Consider the following 13,427-nt stretch of genomic DNA (forward strand, 5'->3'; position numbering starts at 1 on the left):
CGCTTCCTGACGGCAGCGCGACTCCGCCGGCATGGCGTGGCCAGATCCGGCGGGAACCGGTCCAGCGAGCTGAGGCCGTCGCAGGGTCTGGCCGCAGCCCGCGGCAGTGCCCCCGGGTCCCGGCCGGGGCGCGCCGTCCGACGACGCCGTGACCAGGTGCGTCATGCGGGTGCTGGCTGCGGCACCTCCAGCACGCCGGCGACCTTCCGTGCGAGTGCTGCGAGGTGGGGCGGTAGGTAGGTGTCCAGCGCGTCGACGTCGTCATACAGCCGGGCCCTCAGACCGTGTAGACACGCCTCGGTGAACAGCCGCTGCTCATCGACCTCGGCCATCAGCCCACCTTCCGCGTACCCCTGGCCGCACGAGAACCGCGTCCGCGCCTCGTGGTCGTCCTCGGGAGGAAGTGGCGTCCCGAGCATTCCGGCGATCTTGTGCCGGTCCGCGTCCCTCGGGCCAGCCGCCCGGCTGCGCTGATGCCGGGTCTGGAGGTACGACGCCAGGGTGTCCATGGCCATGCCGGTGCGCTGGCAGTACGCGGCGATCAGCATGGACGCCATGTCCATCGTGTCGGAGGCGTCCGTGGCCCGGATGAGCGTCATCCGCTTCCAGTCACGTGCGATATCCGGCTCGGTGTAACGCAGTACCTCCTGGCAGTTCATGACCACTTCGGAGACGAGCTGGTGAACCGTCTGCCGCAGCGGCTCGGGCATCTGGGTGTCTTCCATGGTCCGCACAGCAGAGGCGCCGCGCACCCGGACACCGGAGTCGCGACGCTGGCCCACCCGGACGGAGCAGAGGCCGTCGTGGTTTGTCGGCCGATGCTGCTGCTTCGGCCTGTGCGCGGCCTTGACCGCCGGGACCCCGACGCGGGACGGTCGTCGCGCAACTCCGCGCAACGGACTCGACAGGGGAGCACGCGATGACGTTACGGTTCGTGGGGATCGACCCGAATACCGGAGGCGAGGGATCACCGACGGTGTGGGTGGAGGAGGAGAGCGCGGACCTGGTCCTCCAGGGAGGCGTGTGATGCCGCTGAACGCGCAGCAGCTGACCACCGCGACGTTCGCTGAGCTGCTCGCCGCCACCCACCGCACCGCGGTCCACCTGGAGATGCGCGACGTCTACGCGGTCGGCGACGAGACCGACGACTTCGAGACCTTCCTGCGCACCGGCGTCCCGAACCTGGACCCGTCCGCTCATTCTGGCCGCAGTGGATGCCGCTCGTCCAGGGCGCGGTCGCCCGGGGCGTGGTGATGCGCCGGGCGCGGATCGTCTCCGAGCCGGTCACCGACTACATCCGCTACGAGCACGCCATCACCCCGCTCAACCTCCAGGCCGGAGAGGATGTGCGCTGGCTGCCCCGCCGCCGCGCCTCCGGCATCGCGCTGCCCGGCAACGACTTCTGGCTCCTGGACGGACGGCTCGTGCAGTTCCACCACTTCACCGGCACCGGCGACTGGGCACCTACCGGCAAGGAACGCACCACCGACCCGGCCGCCGTCGCCTTGTGCGCCACCGCCTTCGAGACCGTGTGGGAGCACGCCATCCCCCACGAGAAGTACACCCCCTGAGCTCCTGAGCAGCCTATGACCGCCTCCCCTTCCTCCAGCGCACAGGCAGCCCGTGAGGCGCTGGCCGTGCGCTTGCAGCACCTGCGCAAGGACGCCGGCCTCACCGGGAAGGAACTCTCCGCCCGGTGCGGCTGGCACCCCGCGAAGACCACCCGCATCCAAAAGGGCGAGGCCCCGCCCTCCGACAGCGACATCCGCACCTGGTGCGCGGCCTGCGACGCCGAGGACCAGAGCGACGACCTGATCGCCACCGCCCGCGCCGTCGACTCCATGTACGTGGAGTGGCGCCGCCTGCACCGGGGCGGCATGCGCAAGGTCCAGCAGGACTGGAACGCGCTGCACGAACGCACCCGCCGGTGTCGGGTCTACGTCTCCAACGTGCCGCCCGGCTTCCTCCAGACCCCGGCGTTCGCCACCGCCCTGATGGAACAGATCACCCGCTTCCAGAACACCCCCGACGACGTCGCCGAGGCCGTCGCCGCCCGCATCGCCCGCTCCCGGTTCCTCTACGAAGGCGGCCACCACTACACCGTCCTCGTCGAGGAATCGGTCCTGCGCTACCGCATCGCCGCCCCCGACGCCATGCGCGGCCAGCTGCGCCACCTCCTGGCCGTGATGCCCCTCGCCTCCCTCTCGCTGGGGATCATTCCGTTCACCGCGCAGCGCAGTGTGTGGCCGCTGGAGGCGTTCTACCTCCACGACGACACCACGGCCGTGGTGGAGACCCTGACCGCGGAGATCAAGGTGAAGCAGCCGCGCGAGCTCGGCGACTACGCCCGGGCGTTCGCCGGCCTCGCGGGGATGGCGGTGTACGGCGACCCTGCCCGCGCCCTCATCCGGGCCGCGATCGACACCCTGGAGTGAACCTCCGCAATTATCCGCAACTCTGTAGAGGAAGCGCCCACGGCCTCCGTAGCGTCGACTGCCACCGACGCACCCAGCAACGGAGCGGCACCCATGAGTGCACCCACACCCGCCGAACCCGAACCCCAACGCCCCCGGCGCTCCGCCTTCGGCCGCGGCGACCACGACCAGGACGACAGGGCGGGCCACCGATGAGCGGCACGCCCGTCGTGCTCCTCGACCCCCACGGCCTGATCGAGGTCGGTCTCCCACTGGACCGCGCTCCGTACGAAGCGCTCGTCACCGCCGTCCTCGAGTGGAAGGACCCGCGCCTCACCCCGCGCGACTACCAGCAGATCGCCCTCCAACCGACCGGCCACGCCCGCGCGGTCGCCACCGACATTCGCCGCCGTGCCGCCGCCCTGCCCAAGAACGACGGCCGCGGCGCCCTCGCCGAAGTCATCCTCCGTGAAACGGACGTCCGCCTCACCGCCACGCTGGGAAGGCACCGCTCACTTCGTCCAGAACCGCGCCCGCCTCGTACGGGCCCTCTACACCCGGCTGGACCGCCTCACCGAAGTCCTGCCGGCCGTACCTGACCCGGCAGCTGCGAACACTGCTGGATGAGACTCCGCGGCAGCCCTCGCCTGGCTGCTGACGCGCGTCCGCGGCCTCTGCGACCAACTGCCTCCGGAGGCGGCGCAGAGGGCGTGGCAGGCGCTTGCCGGCGAGGAGATCCAGGCCGCTGTGCTGGAAGCTCTCGCCGCGGGGGTGAAGTGCGCGCTGGAGTGCACCGTGTGCGAGCCGGCGGCCGTCGAAGTGCCCAGCCATGCCTACGAAGCGGACACCACGCACGTCTTCAGCATCGAACCGGAGCCCACTGTTCCCCGCCCGCCTGGTGCCGGGCGGCACCGCAAACCGTCCGCGCCCTCGTGTCTGTCCGGCTGGGAAGCACCGTGACCGCCGTATCGCGCCCTCTTGCGGTCCGGCAGGGGCTGGTCGTCCTGTACGTGACGGCCTGGAGCAGGGAGCGGGAAGTCTCGCGCGCGGACCTGCTCCTGGACGCCGGCGGCCTGCGCTACCGGACCGAGCACACCGAAGACCGGGACCAGCGCGGCGGCCTGTGGGAGCGATGGAGGGGCGGCTACGGCGACGGCGACCCACTCTGGCGCGCCGTCAATTCCGAACGGCAGCGCATCGCCATGGAGCATCTCCGATGCCAGGTCTGCGGCGGCCGGGCCAGCCACACCGGCAAAGGCGTCCTGTTCCTCGAAGGCGGAAGAATGACCGCAGCCGCCGCCCGCCTGGAGGAGGGGACCGTTGCGCAGCCGCCGCTGTGCCTGCCCTGCGCCCCCGTGGCCCGCCGGCAGTGCCCGCACCTGCGGCGGCACTGCATCGCGCTGCGGGCGAAGAAGTACCCGGTCTGGGGCGTGCTCGGCGCGGTCTACGCCGCGCGCCACCCTCGCGGTCCGCGGCCGACCGACCAGCTCGTGCTGGAGCACGAGGTCCCGGTCGCGTACGGGACGTCGGCGTTGCGGTACGTGCTGGCCAGCCAGCTCCTTCGGGAGCTGCGGCGCGTCACGGTCGTGGACCTGGACGCCGAACTGCGGGCCGCCGGACTGCACGCCACGGCGACCGGCCGGCCAGGGCCGGGCAGCCGGCCCGGCGCACAACCTGACGCGGTCTCAGCCCCGCCCTCTTCGGCGGGGCCGGCAGGCGGCAGACTCTCCGGATGACCACCATCAGCATCGCCGGGCTGGAGCCCGCGGCCGTCCTCGCCGCCCTCACCAACCACGCCCGCCCGTACGGGATGGGCGCCGCCCATCCGGATGCCGGGCGGGAGGTGACGGTCGCGGCGGCCCGCGCCTTCCTCGACAACGCGAAGACCGGGGCTGAGATGCCCGAGCTCGGCCCCGGCGGACACGTCGTCGAGCGCGCCGACCGCGACCCCTGGGGCCGCCTGACCGTGGACTCCCTGTACGGCCGCACCCTGCATCTTGTATTCGAGGGGGACACCGTGCACGTCGAGACCTACGAGCACGATCACGGGGCCGGGCTCGCCGACCGCGCCCTCACCTGGCCGAGGTCGGCGCGCGCATCGCCCAGCTCGAACAGCCCCCCGGACAGCCCGCCGGGAGCGCCGGACAGTCGGCTCCCACTCCGGCCCCAGTCCCGGCGGCCGGTGAGCTGAACGAGCTGAAGTGGTGGCGGCTTGTCCCCGCCCGGCGTGGGCGGCAGGGCGGCACCGTGCACCGCGGCGACTGCGCGGTTGCCGGCGGGCGGCTGCTGTCGCTGGCGGAGGCCCGCCGCGTCCTCGACGAACCGCACGTGAAGGCGTGCACGACCTGCCACCCCGAACGTCGGCTCCGCGCCTAACCGGGGCTATAGACGCTCAGGCATCGGTCGACTGTTGAACGGCCCCGTTCCTAGCCCGTTGCGTCCAGTGAGCGAGCTTGGATCCAGTGATGACGGTGCGGGGATGATTCGGGCCCAATATGCGCAGGAAGTCCGGCATAAGTTCGGTGAGCGCCGCGGCGGCGCCCGCCGGATCTCCCGCCTCACCCTGCCAGTGGGCCAGGCTGTACCGCGTGATGAGCGTACTGATGTTGGCTGGTCCCAGCACCCGCAGATCGTCCGGCAACAGCTCGGCGAATGCCGCGGCGGCACCGGCGGCGTCCCCTGCCATTCCCCGCCAGTAGGCGAGTTGGCTCCGGGTGACAAGGGTGCGCCAGTGGTCCGGCCCCAGCACGCGCAGATACTCGGGCAGGAGCTCGGCAAATGCCACGGCGGCGCCCGCCGGGTCTCCCGCCTCGCCTTGCCAGTAGGCGATACCGTTTCGGGCTCTGAGGGTCCGGGGATGGTCTGGGCCCAGCACCCGCAGGAGGTCCGACATAAGTTCGGTGAGCGCTGCGGCGGCGCTCGCCGGGTCTCCCGCCTCACCCTGCCAATAGGCCATGTTGTGCCGGGTCATGAGGGTGTCGATGTGGTCGGGCCCCAGCACCCGCAGATCGTCGGGTAGGAGCTCAGCGAGGGTGGTGGCGGCGTCACCGATATCCCCCGCCATACCTCGCCATCGGGCAAGACCGCGTCGGGCCGTGTGGGTGTCGGGGTGGTTGGGGCCCACTCTGTGACCGGCAGTGCGCACCAGGTGCCGGTAGTGAGCGGCCGTAGCTGCGACCTGGCCGGCTGCACCCAGGCTCTCACCAACGCGGAAGAGCACCGAGTGCACGGCGTCCGTGCTGTACAGGGCATTCTCCGCGTGGGAGATGAGTGCCTGAGTGTTGGCGCGGAGGGCTTGGGCCAGGGCAGTGTCGCGTTCGTTGTCGGGCCAGGCGGTGGTGAGGGCGTCGGCGGTGGTACGGGCGTACTGGTGGTGCTGGCCGGGGGTGAGGGTGTCGCGGGTGGCGCGCTGGATGAGCTGGTGGACGCGGACGGCTTGGTGAGGAGTGTCGGGGGTGTGCTGGATGAGGCTGAGCCGGTGCAGAGCGCGTAGGGCCCCTGTGGCGTCCCGGGAGGAGACCGGTTCCGGTTTCCCGGAGGGGGCGTGGTCGGTGCGGGTGCGCAGCTGGGCGAGGTGGGTGAGGGCGGGTGGGCTGGTCAGGACGGTGTGAGGGACACCGTTGGGGTCGAGCATCGCGACCAGGTGGAGCATGGGGCGGGCCAGGCCGGCGGGGCGCAGGGTGTCGGCGCGGTCTGTGGACAGGGACCAAGCGGCGGCCAGGGGAGTGGCCTGGTCATCGGGGAGCCGGTCGGGGGCAGTGTCGGCGAGCGCAGTGGCGCGGTCGGCCAGCAGTGCCCGGTAGGTCGCGGTATCCATGCCGGAGTCGATGAGGTAGGCGGCGGCCTGGGACAGGGCCAGGGGCAGGTGGCCTAGGTCGCCGGCTAATGCAGTGAGCCGGTTGGCGGGCTCATGGCGGCCGTGGGCGGTCAGGGACATGACGAGGTAGGCGAGGGCTTCTGTCTGGGTGAACAAGCCGACCTCGATGCGGCGGCGGCCTTCCCCGGTCAGGACCGCATCACGGCGGCGGGTGGTGACCAGGGTGCGGCCATGCGGGCTGGCCGGTGGCCACAGGCCGCGCAGATCGTCAGGGTCGGCGACATCGTCCAACACGATCAGCCATCGGCACACCCGTCCCCCAGCCTTCGGTGCGAGCCAGGCCAGAAAGGCCCGCGCGGCCTGCTCGGGATCGCTCTGGTCAGCCCGGCACAGCTCGGCGCCGGCCTGCGCGTATCCGCTCACCACGGGCGAGCGGGCACTCGCGGTGACCCACACCAGGACGTCCAGATGGCCGTCGTCCCAGGCGCCGCGGGAGTACTCCGCGGCCAGCTGGGACTTACCCACCCCGCCCATGCCGGTCAGAACATGGCCCAGCACCGCGGTGCCGCCGCCCGCGACCGTCACCCGCAGCTGCTGCGTCACGGCGCGGTGTTGGAAGGACTGAGCACGGGAGGGAATCACCCCGACCTGGTGCGGCCAGGCGGCCGGTTCTCGGGGAGCGACCTGGTAGACGACCTGGCCAGCGCTGCCGACCGCGATGCTGTTGTGGTCGGCGCGGACGGTGAGGGCCGCCGAGGTGCCGGGGCCGGTAGGGGAGGGCGACGGGGCTGGGGCAGCCGGTCCGTTCAGTCCCGGGACGGACCGGCTACCAGAGGAGGGCTGGTGTGTGCTCCCCCGTGGATGACACCGGCCGCGATCGCACTGTTATCAGCGTGAATATCCATACTGCCGCCGACGGCCAGCCCGCCGGGGCCGGCCGACACCTCGCCAGCGGGGGCGTGCCGGGCCAGCAGGGCACGCAACTCCTGCACGGCTTGCTCCCGTCGGCTATCGTCCAGGCTCTCCAGCACAGTCTCGATACGGGCCTGCCACGCCGCCTCCTGACGGATGCGCACGTGCTCCACCGCGGTCTCCAGCTCGGCTGCGGCGCAGTCCAAGCGCTCCAGTTCTGCCTGTTCGCGTCCCCCGTCGCCGCGGCCGAACCAGCGCCCCAGTGCCTGCCGCAGCCCCGTCCACCCGTCCGTCCCCGCGGTCTGAACCACCGCAGTGCCTCCCGCCGCGGCCAGCGCGGTCATCGCCTCCGACAGCATCCCCGCCCCCTTGCCCCAAGGGATTTACTCCCGCCCACACACGCCGCCGCGCCGTCAGCCACAAGCGCCCCGGACGACCAGCGGGTAGTGGACACGCGACCACGGCACACTCCAGCCAGGTGTCCACGTCGAAGTTCACTTTCCCCTCGCACCCGCTCTGTACGCCCCCCGCCGGAGTGACCCACCACACTTTGTGCCGGGTTCGACGTAGTCCGCCTTGGTAGACCGTGGCGGGTCCGGTGTCCGGTGCGGTGAGCGGTCACGTGGCGTCGGAGATTGCCGCGCTCAAGGCATGCAAGGCGTCGTCGTATTGGCGGTGGTTGAAGCGGAACGGGCCGAAGGCTGTGTAGTCGCGTGTCGGGCGGTGGGGCTGTTGGAAGGATTCCCAGCCAGCAAGACCCCCGACGGCATCCGCCAGGAGACCTACGCGCAACTGTTGGTCCACCATGCCCTGCGCGCGCTGATGGCCGAGGCCGTCGCACAAGACGTCCGGCCGGTCGACTGCGACCGGCTCTCCTTCACCGCAGCCCTGCGGGCAGCACGGCGCACTGTCACCTGCACCCCCGGCATATTTACCCCCTGACCTGCTGCACCGGGCCTGGCAGCACTTCCGCAGCGAAGTCCGCGAGGGCCTGCTGCCGCCCCGCAGACCCCGCAGCCGGCCCCGCGCCGTCAAACGCAAGATGCCCAACTACCGGATCAAGACCAGCTTGTTGGTGGCCAGTTGGAATTGCCCACAGGTGGCCAGTTGGTGGGGAGACATCTGGCCGCCGCTGATCACTCAGGGTGGTGGTCGAGGTGGGTGGCCTGCCGGTCGTGCGTAAGGGCCGCCGAGGCGGGTTCCCCGCCTGGTCTGAGTGTTCGTCGGGGCCGACCAGGTCGCGACCGGGTCAGGGCTACCGTGGTGCCTCGCCGAAGATCATGCGGTATCCGCGTGCTGTGTCCACGTATTCGCGGACCCGGTGGATCAGCCCGTCCCGGAGCTCGACGACGAAGCAGTAGTCGTTGCTGTAGTGGTTGCCGTTGACGAGCGTCGCCGTCATGGTCGCCTCCACGGTCACCCGCTCGCCGTCGGCGTGGGATCCGTGGAAGGCGACGTTGAGGTCACGCACGAACAGGCGGGGGAAGTCCTCGGCGAAGAAGCGCACGATCGCCTCCCGGCCCACCATGTAATGGGTCGTCTTGAGCGCGGCGGCCGTGGCGTTGTCAGGGGGTGACAGCCATTCGGCGTCCTCGGTAAGGACCGCGGCGATCCGGCCGGGGTCACAGCTGGCGAATGCCTGGAAGGCGTTGTGGATGATGCTGCTCATCAGCCCACTGTCGCCGTCAGCGCACGCCAGCGTCTTGGACAAATGTTCCGGTCGGTCGTCTCCTAGCATGGGGCGATGCGATCCGCCGTGCACGAGCGCCCGGCCGCGGCCGGGTGGGATGTCGCGAGGCCGCCGCGACCCAGCCGGACAGCCGGCGTCAGCCTGGCCGGATTCCGCGACCGGAGCACGGGCCCTGCCGACCTGCCGGTGATCCCGCACCCGGCCGTCACTCTGGTTGTCGAGTTCGGCAACGGTTCGCTCGTCGTGGACGACGCCACCGGTCGGCAACGGCGCGGAAGCCTCGTCGCCGGGCTCGCACCCGGTGCGGTCCGCATGCGGGGCGAGAACGTCACGTGCGTGGAGGTGCACCTGTCCCCGGTGGTCACGCACGCCGTGCTGGGGGTCTGCCCGGCGGAGCTGGACCGTACCGTGGTCGCCCTCGACGACCTGTGGGGCCGGGACGCGGAACGGCTCCGCGAGCAACTGGGCGACGCCCCGTCGTGGGAGGACCGTTTCGCGTTGACGGACACCTTGCTCTCCCGCCGACGCGGGACGGGGCCACCGGCGGACCCGGAAGTGGTCCGGGCCTGGGACCGGATCGTCGCCAGCCGCGGCCGGGCCAGAGTCGAGGACCTGGCGGCCGAGGTCGGCTGGAGCCGCAGGCGCCTGTGGTCCCGCTTCCGGTCGCAGATCGGCCTGCCTCCCAAACGCGCTGCGACGCTGCTCCGCTTCCGCCATGCCGCCCACCGCTTGGCCGCGGGCGACAGCGCGGCCCGGGTCGCGGCGGAGTGCGGTTACGTCGACCAGTCCCATCTCCACCGGGAGATCGTGGCGTTCACCGGGATAACGCCGACGGCCCTGGCCGATGACCCGGGGCTGGTGGTGGACGACACCGCGTGGGCGGGGCACGGCATCGGCGAGACGCACTGACGCCTCGCCCCGCGCAGTACGCACCGCTCGGCACGGGTGCAGAGATGGCGTCCACGCTGGGGGCGCAATCTGTGCACCTTCACTGACTACCGTCTGTGATCCTGGAACTGGCCGTACGTGGGGAATTCGGCCTGGCCGCTGTCACCAGCCGCCCTCCCGCTTCGACGCGCCTCGGCTCCTCCGCTCCGGACGTGACCTGCGACGGTTGCGCCCGTTAGCCGGGCATGACGGTCCTCAGCCTCCCCGTCGAACCTGCCGATCCAACTCCGCGGGAGCTGTGGGAGGGCGAGGCGAAGGCTCTGGCTGAAGCCGCGGCCGCCGGCCGGCGCGCGGCGGCCTGGTTCCGGGCCCTGCCCGCTCCCGAGTCCGACCGGTGGGTCGTCGGTCCCCTCTGGCTGTGACGTCGTCATTTGGGCCCACGGCGACGGCCGGTTCTCGCCCTCTGGCAGTTGTTCGTTCCATGACGTCTTGAGCTGGCCCCGCCTGCTGACCTGCTACCACTGGTCTGGTGGGGCCACGACAGACCGTCCTCGAATGTCCGTACGCGGAAATGGCCCAGCCGTCATCGTGGGGCCAATTGCAGTCGTCAAAGCCAGTCCCCTCGCTGACGCGGTCGAGGCGGCGATGATGGCCCTCGACCCGGGCGACCGCGACGACGTGGACCGGGAGGGCAAGGGCGGTGTCGGCGACAGCACCATGGTGACGCTTGCCGGCCTTCCGTACGCAGTGCCGCAGGCAGCGCACTGGCTCACCTCCGACCAGCAGGTCGACCTCCTGGCCGTGGTCGCCGTGGTCTCCGGTATCCTGCGGCTGCTCGCCAACGATCCCCACACCGTGATCGAGGACGGTGAGCTGGGGCGGATGTGCGTCATCCTCGACCACGCCGCCCGCAGTTGACCATGCCCACCGCCTCAATCGCGCAACGCCTGCAATGTCAGCAGGGGGCGGAGGCGGGTCGCGGTCCGGCGGGATCGGCGGGAGACGAAGACGAGGCCCGTCCTCAACCTCGGCCCGGACCTCAACCTCGGCTTCGACCCGGCTGCGGCGGTGGAAGAGCGACTCTCCCAGGGGAACTTCTTCGGGGGGCTCGGCATCCGTTCGCGTCGCACCAGCGCCCGCAACTCGATGGTTTCGTCGTCCGTCATGCCACCACCGCGAGGCACGGCGCCGCGCTGCGCCCTCAACCTTCCCGGTCCATGGCGGCCCGCAGCAGCGCCACGGTGTCCGCGGCGGCCCGGTGCCGTGCGTCGTCCTCCTCACCGGCGTGTGCCGCTTCGTCAAGGAGGGCTGCGGCGGTCTGGAGCACGCCGATCTGCACGGGGACGCTCCACAGGGCCGCCAGTGCGGCCGCCGCCACCTCCGCCGGAGCCACCGGGGCGGAGGACGGCAGCAGAGCGGACACGCTGCGTCCGAGGGCCCGGTCACGAGAGGGCTGAACGGGTGTGGTCACCGCGTCAGTGTCCCCCGGCTCCCTGGCCCGCGCTCCGCGCGGGTAGCGTCCCGCATGCCGGATGGAATCCAGTGCATTCCATCCGGCCCTGACGGGTTCGCCCTCATGCGGAAAATGACCCTTGCCGACTTCATCTGGCGGCCGAGCCGGGACGAGAACGGCCAGCCCCGGACCACCCTCGCCCAGGGCGGCAAGGCCACCGGCTCCGCGTTCGAGGCCGGAGAGGACTTGTTCGGAGCCTGAGTACCCGGGATGCCCGGGGTGCGCGTGGCCTGGCGACGTTCCGAGCGCCGCATCAAGGCGGCCGCGTTCTCCTGGGACAAGCCCCTGTGGTCCTTCGGCTTCGAGACGGTGACCAGGCCCGGCCGCTGTCGCGCAGGGCACCAAGGCCCGATACCGCCGCCAGGCGGAACTTGGTTTCGTCCTCGGTATCGGGGGCTGCGGTGAGAACGACGATCTTGCGTCCCGTGTCGCCGTCGGTCAGGACGTCGCAGTCCACCGCGATCGGCCCGGTCGCCGGGTGCTGGACGATCTTGTGGTCTTCCCGGTGCGCGCCGACCACGCCGGAGGCCCACAGTTCGGCGAAGCGCGGGCTGCCCGTCGTGAGGTCCCGGATCAGACCGGCCAGGCGGTCGCTGTCCGGGAATCGCCCCGTGGCGCGGCGCAGGTCGGACATGACGGAGGTCTCGACCTGCGGCTGACTGAGCGAGGTCACCGGCCAGTGCGACAGGCTGGGGGCGGCCCCGTCGGCCGGGAAGGTGTCGCGAGCGAAGTTACGCAGCGCCGACGGCGTTGAGGACGGGTCGCCCAGCAACGCCGCCCAGAATCGGTTCCACCAGATGAGCTGCCAGTCCGCGGCGAACACGGCGGCTGCGGAGTCGCCGAGCCGGTTGAGCATGCGGTGCAGGCCGGGCGGGATGTGGTCCGAAATCTCCCCGCCGGCCGGAGGGGCAAGCCCGGCCAGCCGGTAGAGGTGGTCCCGCTCGGCGTCGGTGAGCTGCAGGGCGCGGGCCAGCGCCGCGGTCACCTGCGCGGACGGGGTCACATGGCGTCCCTGCTCCAGGCGGACCACATAGTCGACCGAGATCCCAGCGAGCCCGGCGAGGTCTTCCCGGCGCAGTCCCGTGACCCGGCGCCTGTGACCGCTGGGCAGTCCCACCGCCTCCGGCGAGACACGGCCGCGCCAGGTGCGCAACATCGGGCCGAGTTTCGCGATGTCAGCGGTCATGAGACTGATTGTCGCACCCGGCGCCGACCCGAGGGTGGTAGCGGTTTTCCTACCGAATTCCTCTCTCTGGTTACCGGCCCGGCGGCCGGTGATTCTTCGGACATGACCTTCACGTTCTCCCACGACCACGTGGGCATCACCGTTACGCAAGAGGACCTCGACGCCACCATCGCGTGGTACTCGCGCAATCTCGGTTTCACTGTCGAGCAGCGGTTCGAGGCCCACGGCACGACGTTCGTCTTCCTCACTGCTGGTGACGTCAAGATCGAGCTCCTCGCGGGCGCGTCGGACCGTGGCGGAGCGCCGACCGACAACATCCTCACGAGCATGGTCACATCGCGCCTGCACCACTTCTGCCTCGCCGTGGCAGATCTCGACGCGGCGGTGTCCCGGCTGCTCGAACTCGATGTACCGCTGATCGGCGGCCCCATGGCGATACCGGCAACCGGCCAGCGCATCGCCTTCGTCACCGACAACGTCGGCACCATCATCGAGCTCAGCGACCCCGGCACGTGGATCTCCGGTCCTCCTGGGAGATCCGCCGTCCCCGCTTCCGCAGCCCGTCGCTGACCTCGTGCGGGCCTACTCCAGTCCCGCCAGTACCTGCCCTACGCCAGCAGCAGAAGCTCACAGCGGCTCTTCCCCGGTCGCCAGCCCGGACAGCCAGCCTCCGAGTCCACCTGCGGGAGATCGGCGTTCCGCCGCAGCGCGGCAGGGCCTCCGTGATCCGACAACTCGTCCTCCAGGCCCGGCCCCCGTCATCGCGAAGGCCCTCGGCAAGACCGCCACCCGACTGGTCATCGAAGCCGGAGGAGTTTTCTGCGGCGGCGGGTGGACCGGGAGCGGGCCGACGCGCTCCCCCACGTCGCCCGGCCTCGCCTGGCCCGCACGGTTCAGCCGCGGTCGGACCCGTTAGGGCCAACAGGTCCGACCGCGGCTGACATGGGTCTACGGGAGAAGGGCCGGAGTCCCGGACGCCGGCTCCGACCCTTCGTCTGCTGGGGGGT

At 71.2% G+C, this 13,427-nt stretch carries 17 protein-coding genes and 2 pseudogenes; 13 read left to right on the forward strand and 6 right to left on the reverse strand.

The annotated features are described in order from the left end of the window. Window positions 1-161: 161 nt before the first annotated feature. Window positions 162-725 carry a hypothetical protein gene (locus tag ACFU99_RS14115; protein WP_384390632.1) on the reverse strand — a complete coding sequence of 188 codons (564 nt, stop codon included), beginning with the start codon at window positions 723-725 and terminating at the stop codon, window positions 162-164. Between the two features lie 301 nt (window positions 726-1,026). Between ACFU99_RS14115 and ACFU99_RS14120 the strand changes: the two are divergent. From ACFU99_RS14120 to ACFU99_RS14150, 7 genes and pseudogenes are all read left to right on the forward strand, one after another. After that, a pseudogene (locus ACFU99_RS14120) lies at window positions 1,027-1,571 on the forward strand (DUF6879 family protein). 15 nt (window positions 1,572-1,586) lie between these two features. Then, window positions 1,587-2,435: a helix-turn-helix domain-containing protein gene (locus ACFU99_RS14125; RefSeq protein ID WP_384390635.1), complete on the forward strand. Its 849-nt coding sequence runs from the start codon at window positions 1,587-1,589 to the stop codon at window positions 2,433-2,435. Between the two features lie 191 nt (window positions 2,436-2,626). Next, window positions 2,627-3,041: pseudogene (locus ACFU99_RS14130) on the forward strand (restriction endonuclease). Window positions 3,042-3,161: 120 nt separating this feature from the next. Further along, complete coding sequence (locus ACFU99_RS14135) at window positions 3,162-3,374, forward strand: hypothetical protein (protein WP_384390638.1); 213 nt, start codon at window positions 3,162-3,164, stop codon at window positions 3,372-3,374. Continuing rightward, window positions 3,371-4,150 (forward strand): hypothetical protein, encoded by a 780-nt coding sequence (locus ACFU99_RS14140; RefSeq protein ID WP_384390641.1) that lies wholly within the window; start codon window positions 3,371-3,373, stop codon window positions 4,148-4,150. The genes ACFU99_RS14135 and ACFU99_RS14140 overlap by 4 nt, the downstream gene beginning before the upstream one ends. After that, window positions 4,147-4,605: a hypothetical protein gene (locus ACFU99_RS14145; RefSeq protein ID WP_384390644.1), complete on the forward strand. Its 459-nt coding sequence runs from the start codon at window positions 4,147-4,149 to the stop codon at window positions 4,603-4,605. The genes ACFU99_RS14140 and ACFU99_RS14145 overlap by 4 nt, the downstream gene beginning before the upstream one ends. A gap of 5 nt (window positions 4,606-4,610) precedes the next feature. Then, window positions 4,611-4,790: a DUF6233 domain-containing protein gene (locus ACFU99_RS14150; protein WP_384390680.1), complete on the forward strand. Its 180-nt coding sequence runs from the start codon at window positions 4,611-4,613 to the stop codon at window positions 4,788-4,790. Window positions 4,791-4,806: 16 nt separating this feature from the next. Here ACFU99_RS14150 and ACFU99_RS14155 read toward each other — a convergent pair whose 3' ends face one another. Both ACFU99_RS14155 and ACFU99_RS14160 read right to left on the reverse strand, forming a co-directional pair. Next, window positions 4,807-6,834: an NB-ARC domain-containing protein gene (locus ACFU99_RS14155; protein WP_384390647.1), complete on the reverse strand. Its 2,028-nt coding sequence runs from the start codon at window positions 6,832-6,834 to the stop codon at window positions 4,807-4,809. A gap of 203 nt (window positions 6,835-7,037) precedes the next feature. Beyond that, window positions 7,038-7,502 carry a hypothetical protein gene (locus tag ACFU99_RS14160; protein ID WP_384390650.1) on the reverse strand — a complete coding sequence of 155 codons (465 nt, stop codon included), beginning with the start codon at window positions 7,500-7,502 and terminating at the stop codon, window positions 7,038-7,040. 373 nt (window positions 7,503-7,875) lie between these two features. Here ACFU99_RS14160 and ACFU99_RS14165 point away from each other — a divergent pair, with 373 nt between their 5' ends. Further along, entirely contained in the window at window positions 7,876-8,085 is a 210-nt protein-coding gene (locus ACFU99_RS14165; protein ID WP_384390653.1) for a hypothetical protein, read from the forward strand. A gap of 313 nt (window positions 8,086-8,398) precedes the next feature. Here the strand turns inward: ACFU99_RS14165 and ACFU99_RS14170 are convergent, their stop codons facing one another. Next, a complete protein-coding gene (locus tag ACFU99_RS14170; protein WP_384390655.1) occupies window positions 8,399-8,812 on the reverse strand; it encodes a nuclear transport factor 2 family protein in 414 nt (137 codons plus the stop codon). 75 nt (window positions 8,813-8,887) lie between these two features. Between ACFU99_RS14170 and ACFU99_RS14175 the strand changes: the two genes are divergently transcribed. From ACFU99_RS14175 to ACFU99_RS14185, 3 genes are all read left to right on the forward strand, one after another. Continuing rightward, window positions 8,888-9,742 (forward strand): helix-turn-helix domain-containing protein, encoded by an 855-nt coding sequence (locus ACFU99_RS14175; RefSeq protein ID WP_384390659.1) that lies wholly within the window; start codon window positions 8,888-8,890, stop codon window positions 9,740-9,742. 224 nt (window positions 9,743-9,966) lie between these two features. Then, window positions 9,967-10,143, forward strand: coding sequence for a hypothetical protein (locus tag ACFU99_RS14180; protein WP_384390662.1), 177 nt, complete (start codon window positions 9,967-9,969; stop codon window positions 10,141-10,143). Between the two features lie 133 nt (window positions 10,144-10,276). Next, window positions 10,277-10,639, forward strand: a complete 363-nt coding sequence (locus tag ACFU99_RS14185) for a hypothetical protein (protein WP_384390665.1) — start codon at window positions 10,277-10,279, stop codon at window positions 10,637-10,639. A 283-nt stretch (window positions 10,640-10,922) separates the two neighbouring features. Here ACFU99_RS14185 and ACFU99_RS14190 read toward each other — a convergent pair whose 3' ends face one another. Beyond that, entirely contained in the window at window positions 10,923-11,192 is a 270-nt protein-coding gene (locus tag ACFU99_RS14190; RefSeq protein WP_384390668.1) for a hypothetical protein, read from the reverse strand. Between the two features lie 114 nt (window positions 11,193-11,306). On the opposite strand from ACFU99_RS14190, the gene ACFU99_RS14195 reads away from it, so the two are divergent. After that, complete coding sequence (locus ACFU99_RS14195; protein WP_384390671.1) at window positions 11,307-11,435, forward strand: hypothetical protein; 129 nt, start codon at window positions 11,307-11,309, stop codon at window positions 11,433-11,435. Window positions 11,436-11,487: 52 nt separating this feature from the next. On the opposite strand, the gene ACFU99_RS14200 is transcribed toward ACFU99_RS14195, so the two are convergent. Continuing rightward, on the reverse strand, window positions 11,488-12,420 hold the full coding sequence (locus ACFU99_RS14200) for a helix-turn-helix transcriptional regulator (protein WP_384390674.1): 933 nt from the start codon (window positions 12,418-12,420) through the stop codon (window positions 11,488-11,490). A gap of 102 nt (window positions 12,421-12,522) precedes the next feature. Between ACFU99_RS14200 and ACFU99_RS14205 the strand changes: the two genes are divergently transcribed. Next, window positions 12,523-12,990 carry a VOC family protein gene (locus tag ACFU99_RS14205; RefSeq protein ID WP_384390677.1) on the forward strand — a complete coding sequence of 156 codons (468 nt, stop codon included), beginning with the start codon at window positions 12,523-12,525 and terminating at the stop codon, window positions 12,988-12,990. The last annotated feature ends 437 nt before the right edge of the window (window positions 12,991-13,427 follow it).

The sequence above is a fragment of the Streptomyces sp. NPDC057654 genome (genome assembly GCF_042800135.1).
Taxonomy (GTDB): Bacteria; Actinomycetota; Actinomycetes; order Streptomycetales; family Streptomycetaceae; genus Streptomyces.

What these genes read in the sequence shown, in the direction of transcription:
- ACFU99_RS14170 (WP_384390655.1), bottom strand. Translation starts at nt 8,812, where the DNA reads ATGAGCAGCATCATCCACAACGCCTTCCAGGCATTCGCCAGCTGTGAC.
- ACFU99_RS14185 (WP_384390665.1), top strand. Translation starts at nt 10,277, where the DNA reads ATGTCCGTACGCGGAAATGGCCCAGCCGTCATCGTGGGGCCAATTGCA.
- ACFU99_RS14115 (WP_384390632.1), bottom strand. Translation starts at nt 725, where the DNA reads ATGGAAGACACCCAGATGCCCGAGCCGCTGCGGCAGACGGTTCACCAG.
- ACFU99_RS14160 (WP_384390650.1), bottom strand. Translation starts at nt 7,502, where the DNA reads ATGCTGTCGGAGGCGATGACCGCGCTGGCCGCGGCGGGAGGCACTGCG.
- ACFU99_RS14175 (WP_384390659.1), top strand. Translation starts at nt 8,888, where the DNA reads ATGCGATCCGCCGTGCACGAGCGCCCGGCCGCGGCCGGGTGGGATGTC.
- ACFU99_RS14125 (WP_384390635.1), top strand. Translation starts at nt 1,587, where the DNA reads ATGACCGCCTCCCCTTCCTCCAGCGCACAGGCAGCCCGTGAGGCGCTG.
- ACFU99_RS14195 (WP_384390671.1), top strand. Translation starts at nt 11,307, where the DNA reads ATGACCCTTGCCGACTTCATCTGGCGGCCGAGCCGGGACGAGAACGGC.
- ACFU99_RS14200 (WP_384390674.1), bottom strand. Translation starts at nt 12,420, where the DNA reads ATGACCGCTGACATCGCGAAACTCGGCCCGATGTTGCGCACCTGGCGC.
- ACFU99_RS14145 (WP_384390644.1), top strand. Translation starts at nt 4,147, where the DNA reads ATGACCACCATCAGCATCGCCGGGCTGGAGCCCGCGGCCGTCCTCGCC.
- ACFU99_RS14205 (WP_384390677.1), top strand. Translation starts at nt 12,523, where the DNA reads ATGACCTTCACGTTCTCCCACGACCACGTGGGCATCACCGTTACGCAA.
- ACFU99_RS14180 (WP_384390662.1), top strand. Translation starts at nt 9,967, where the DNA reads ATGACGGTCCTCAGCCTCCCCGTCGAACCTGCCGATCCAACTCCGCGG.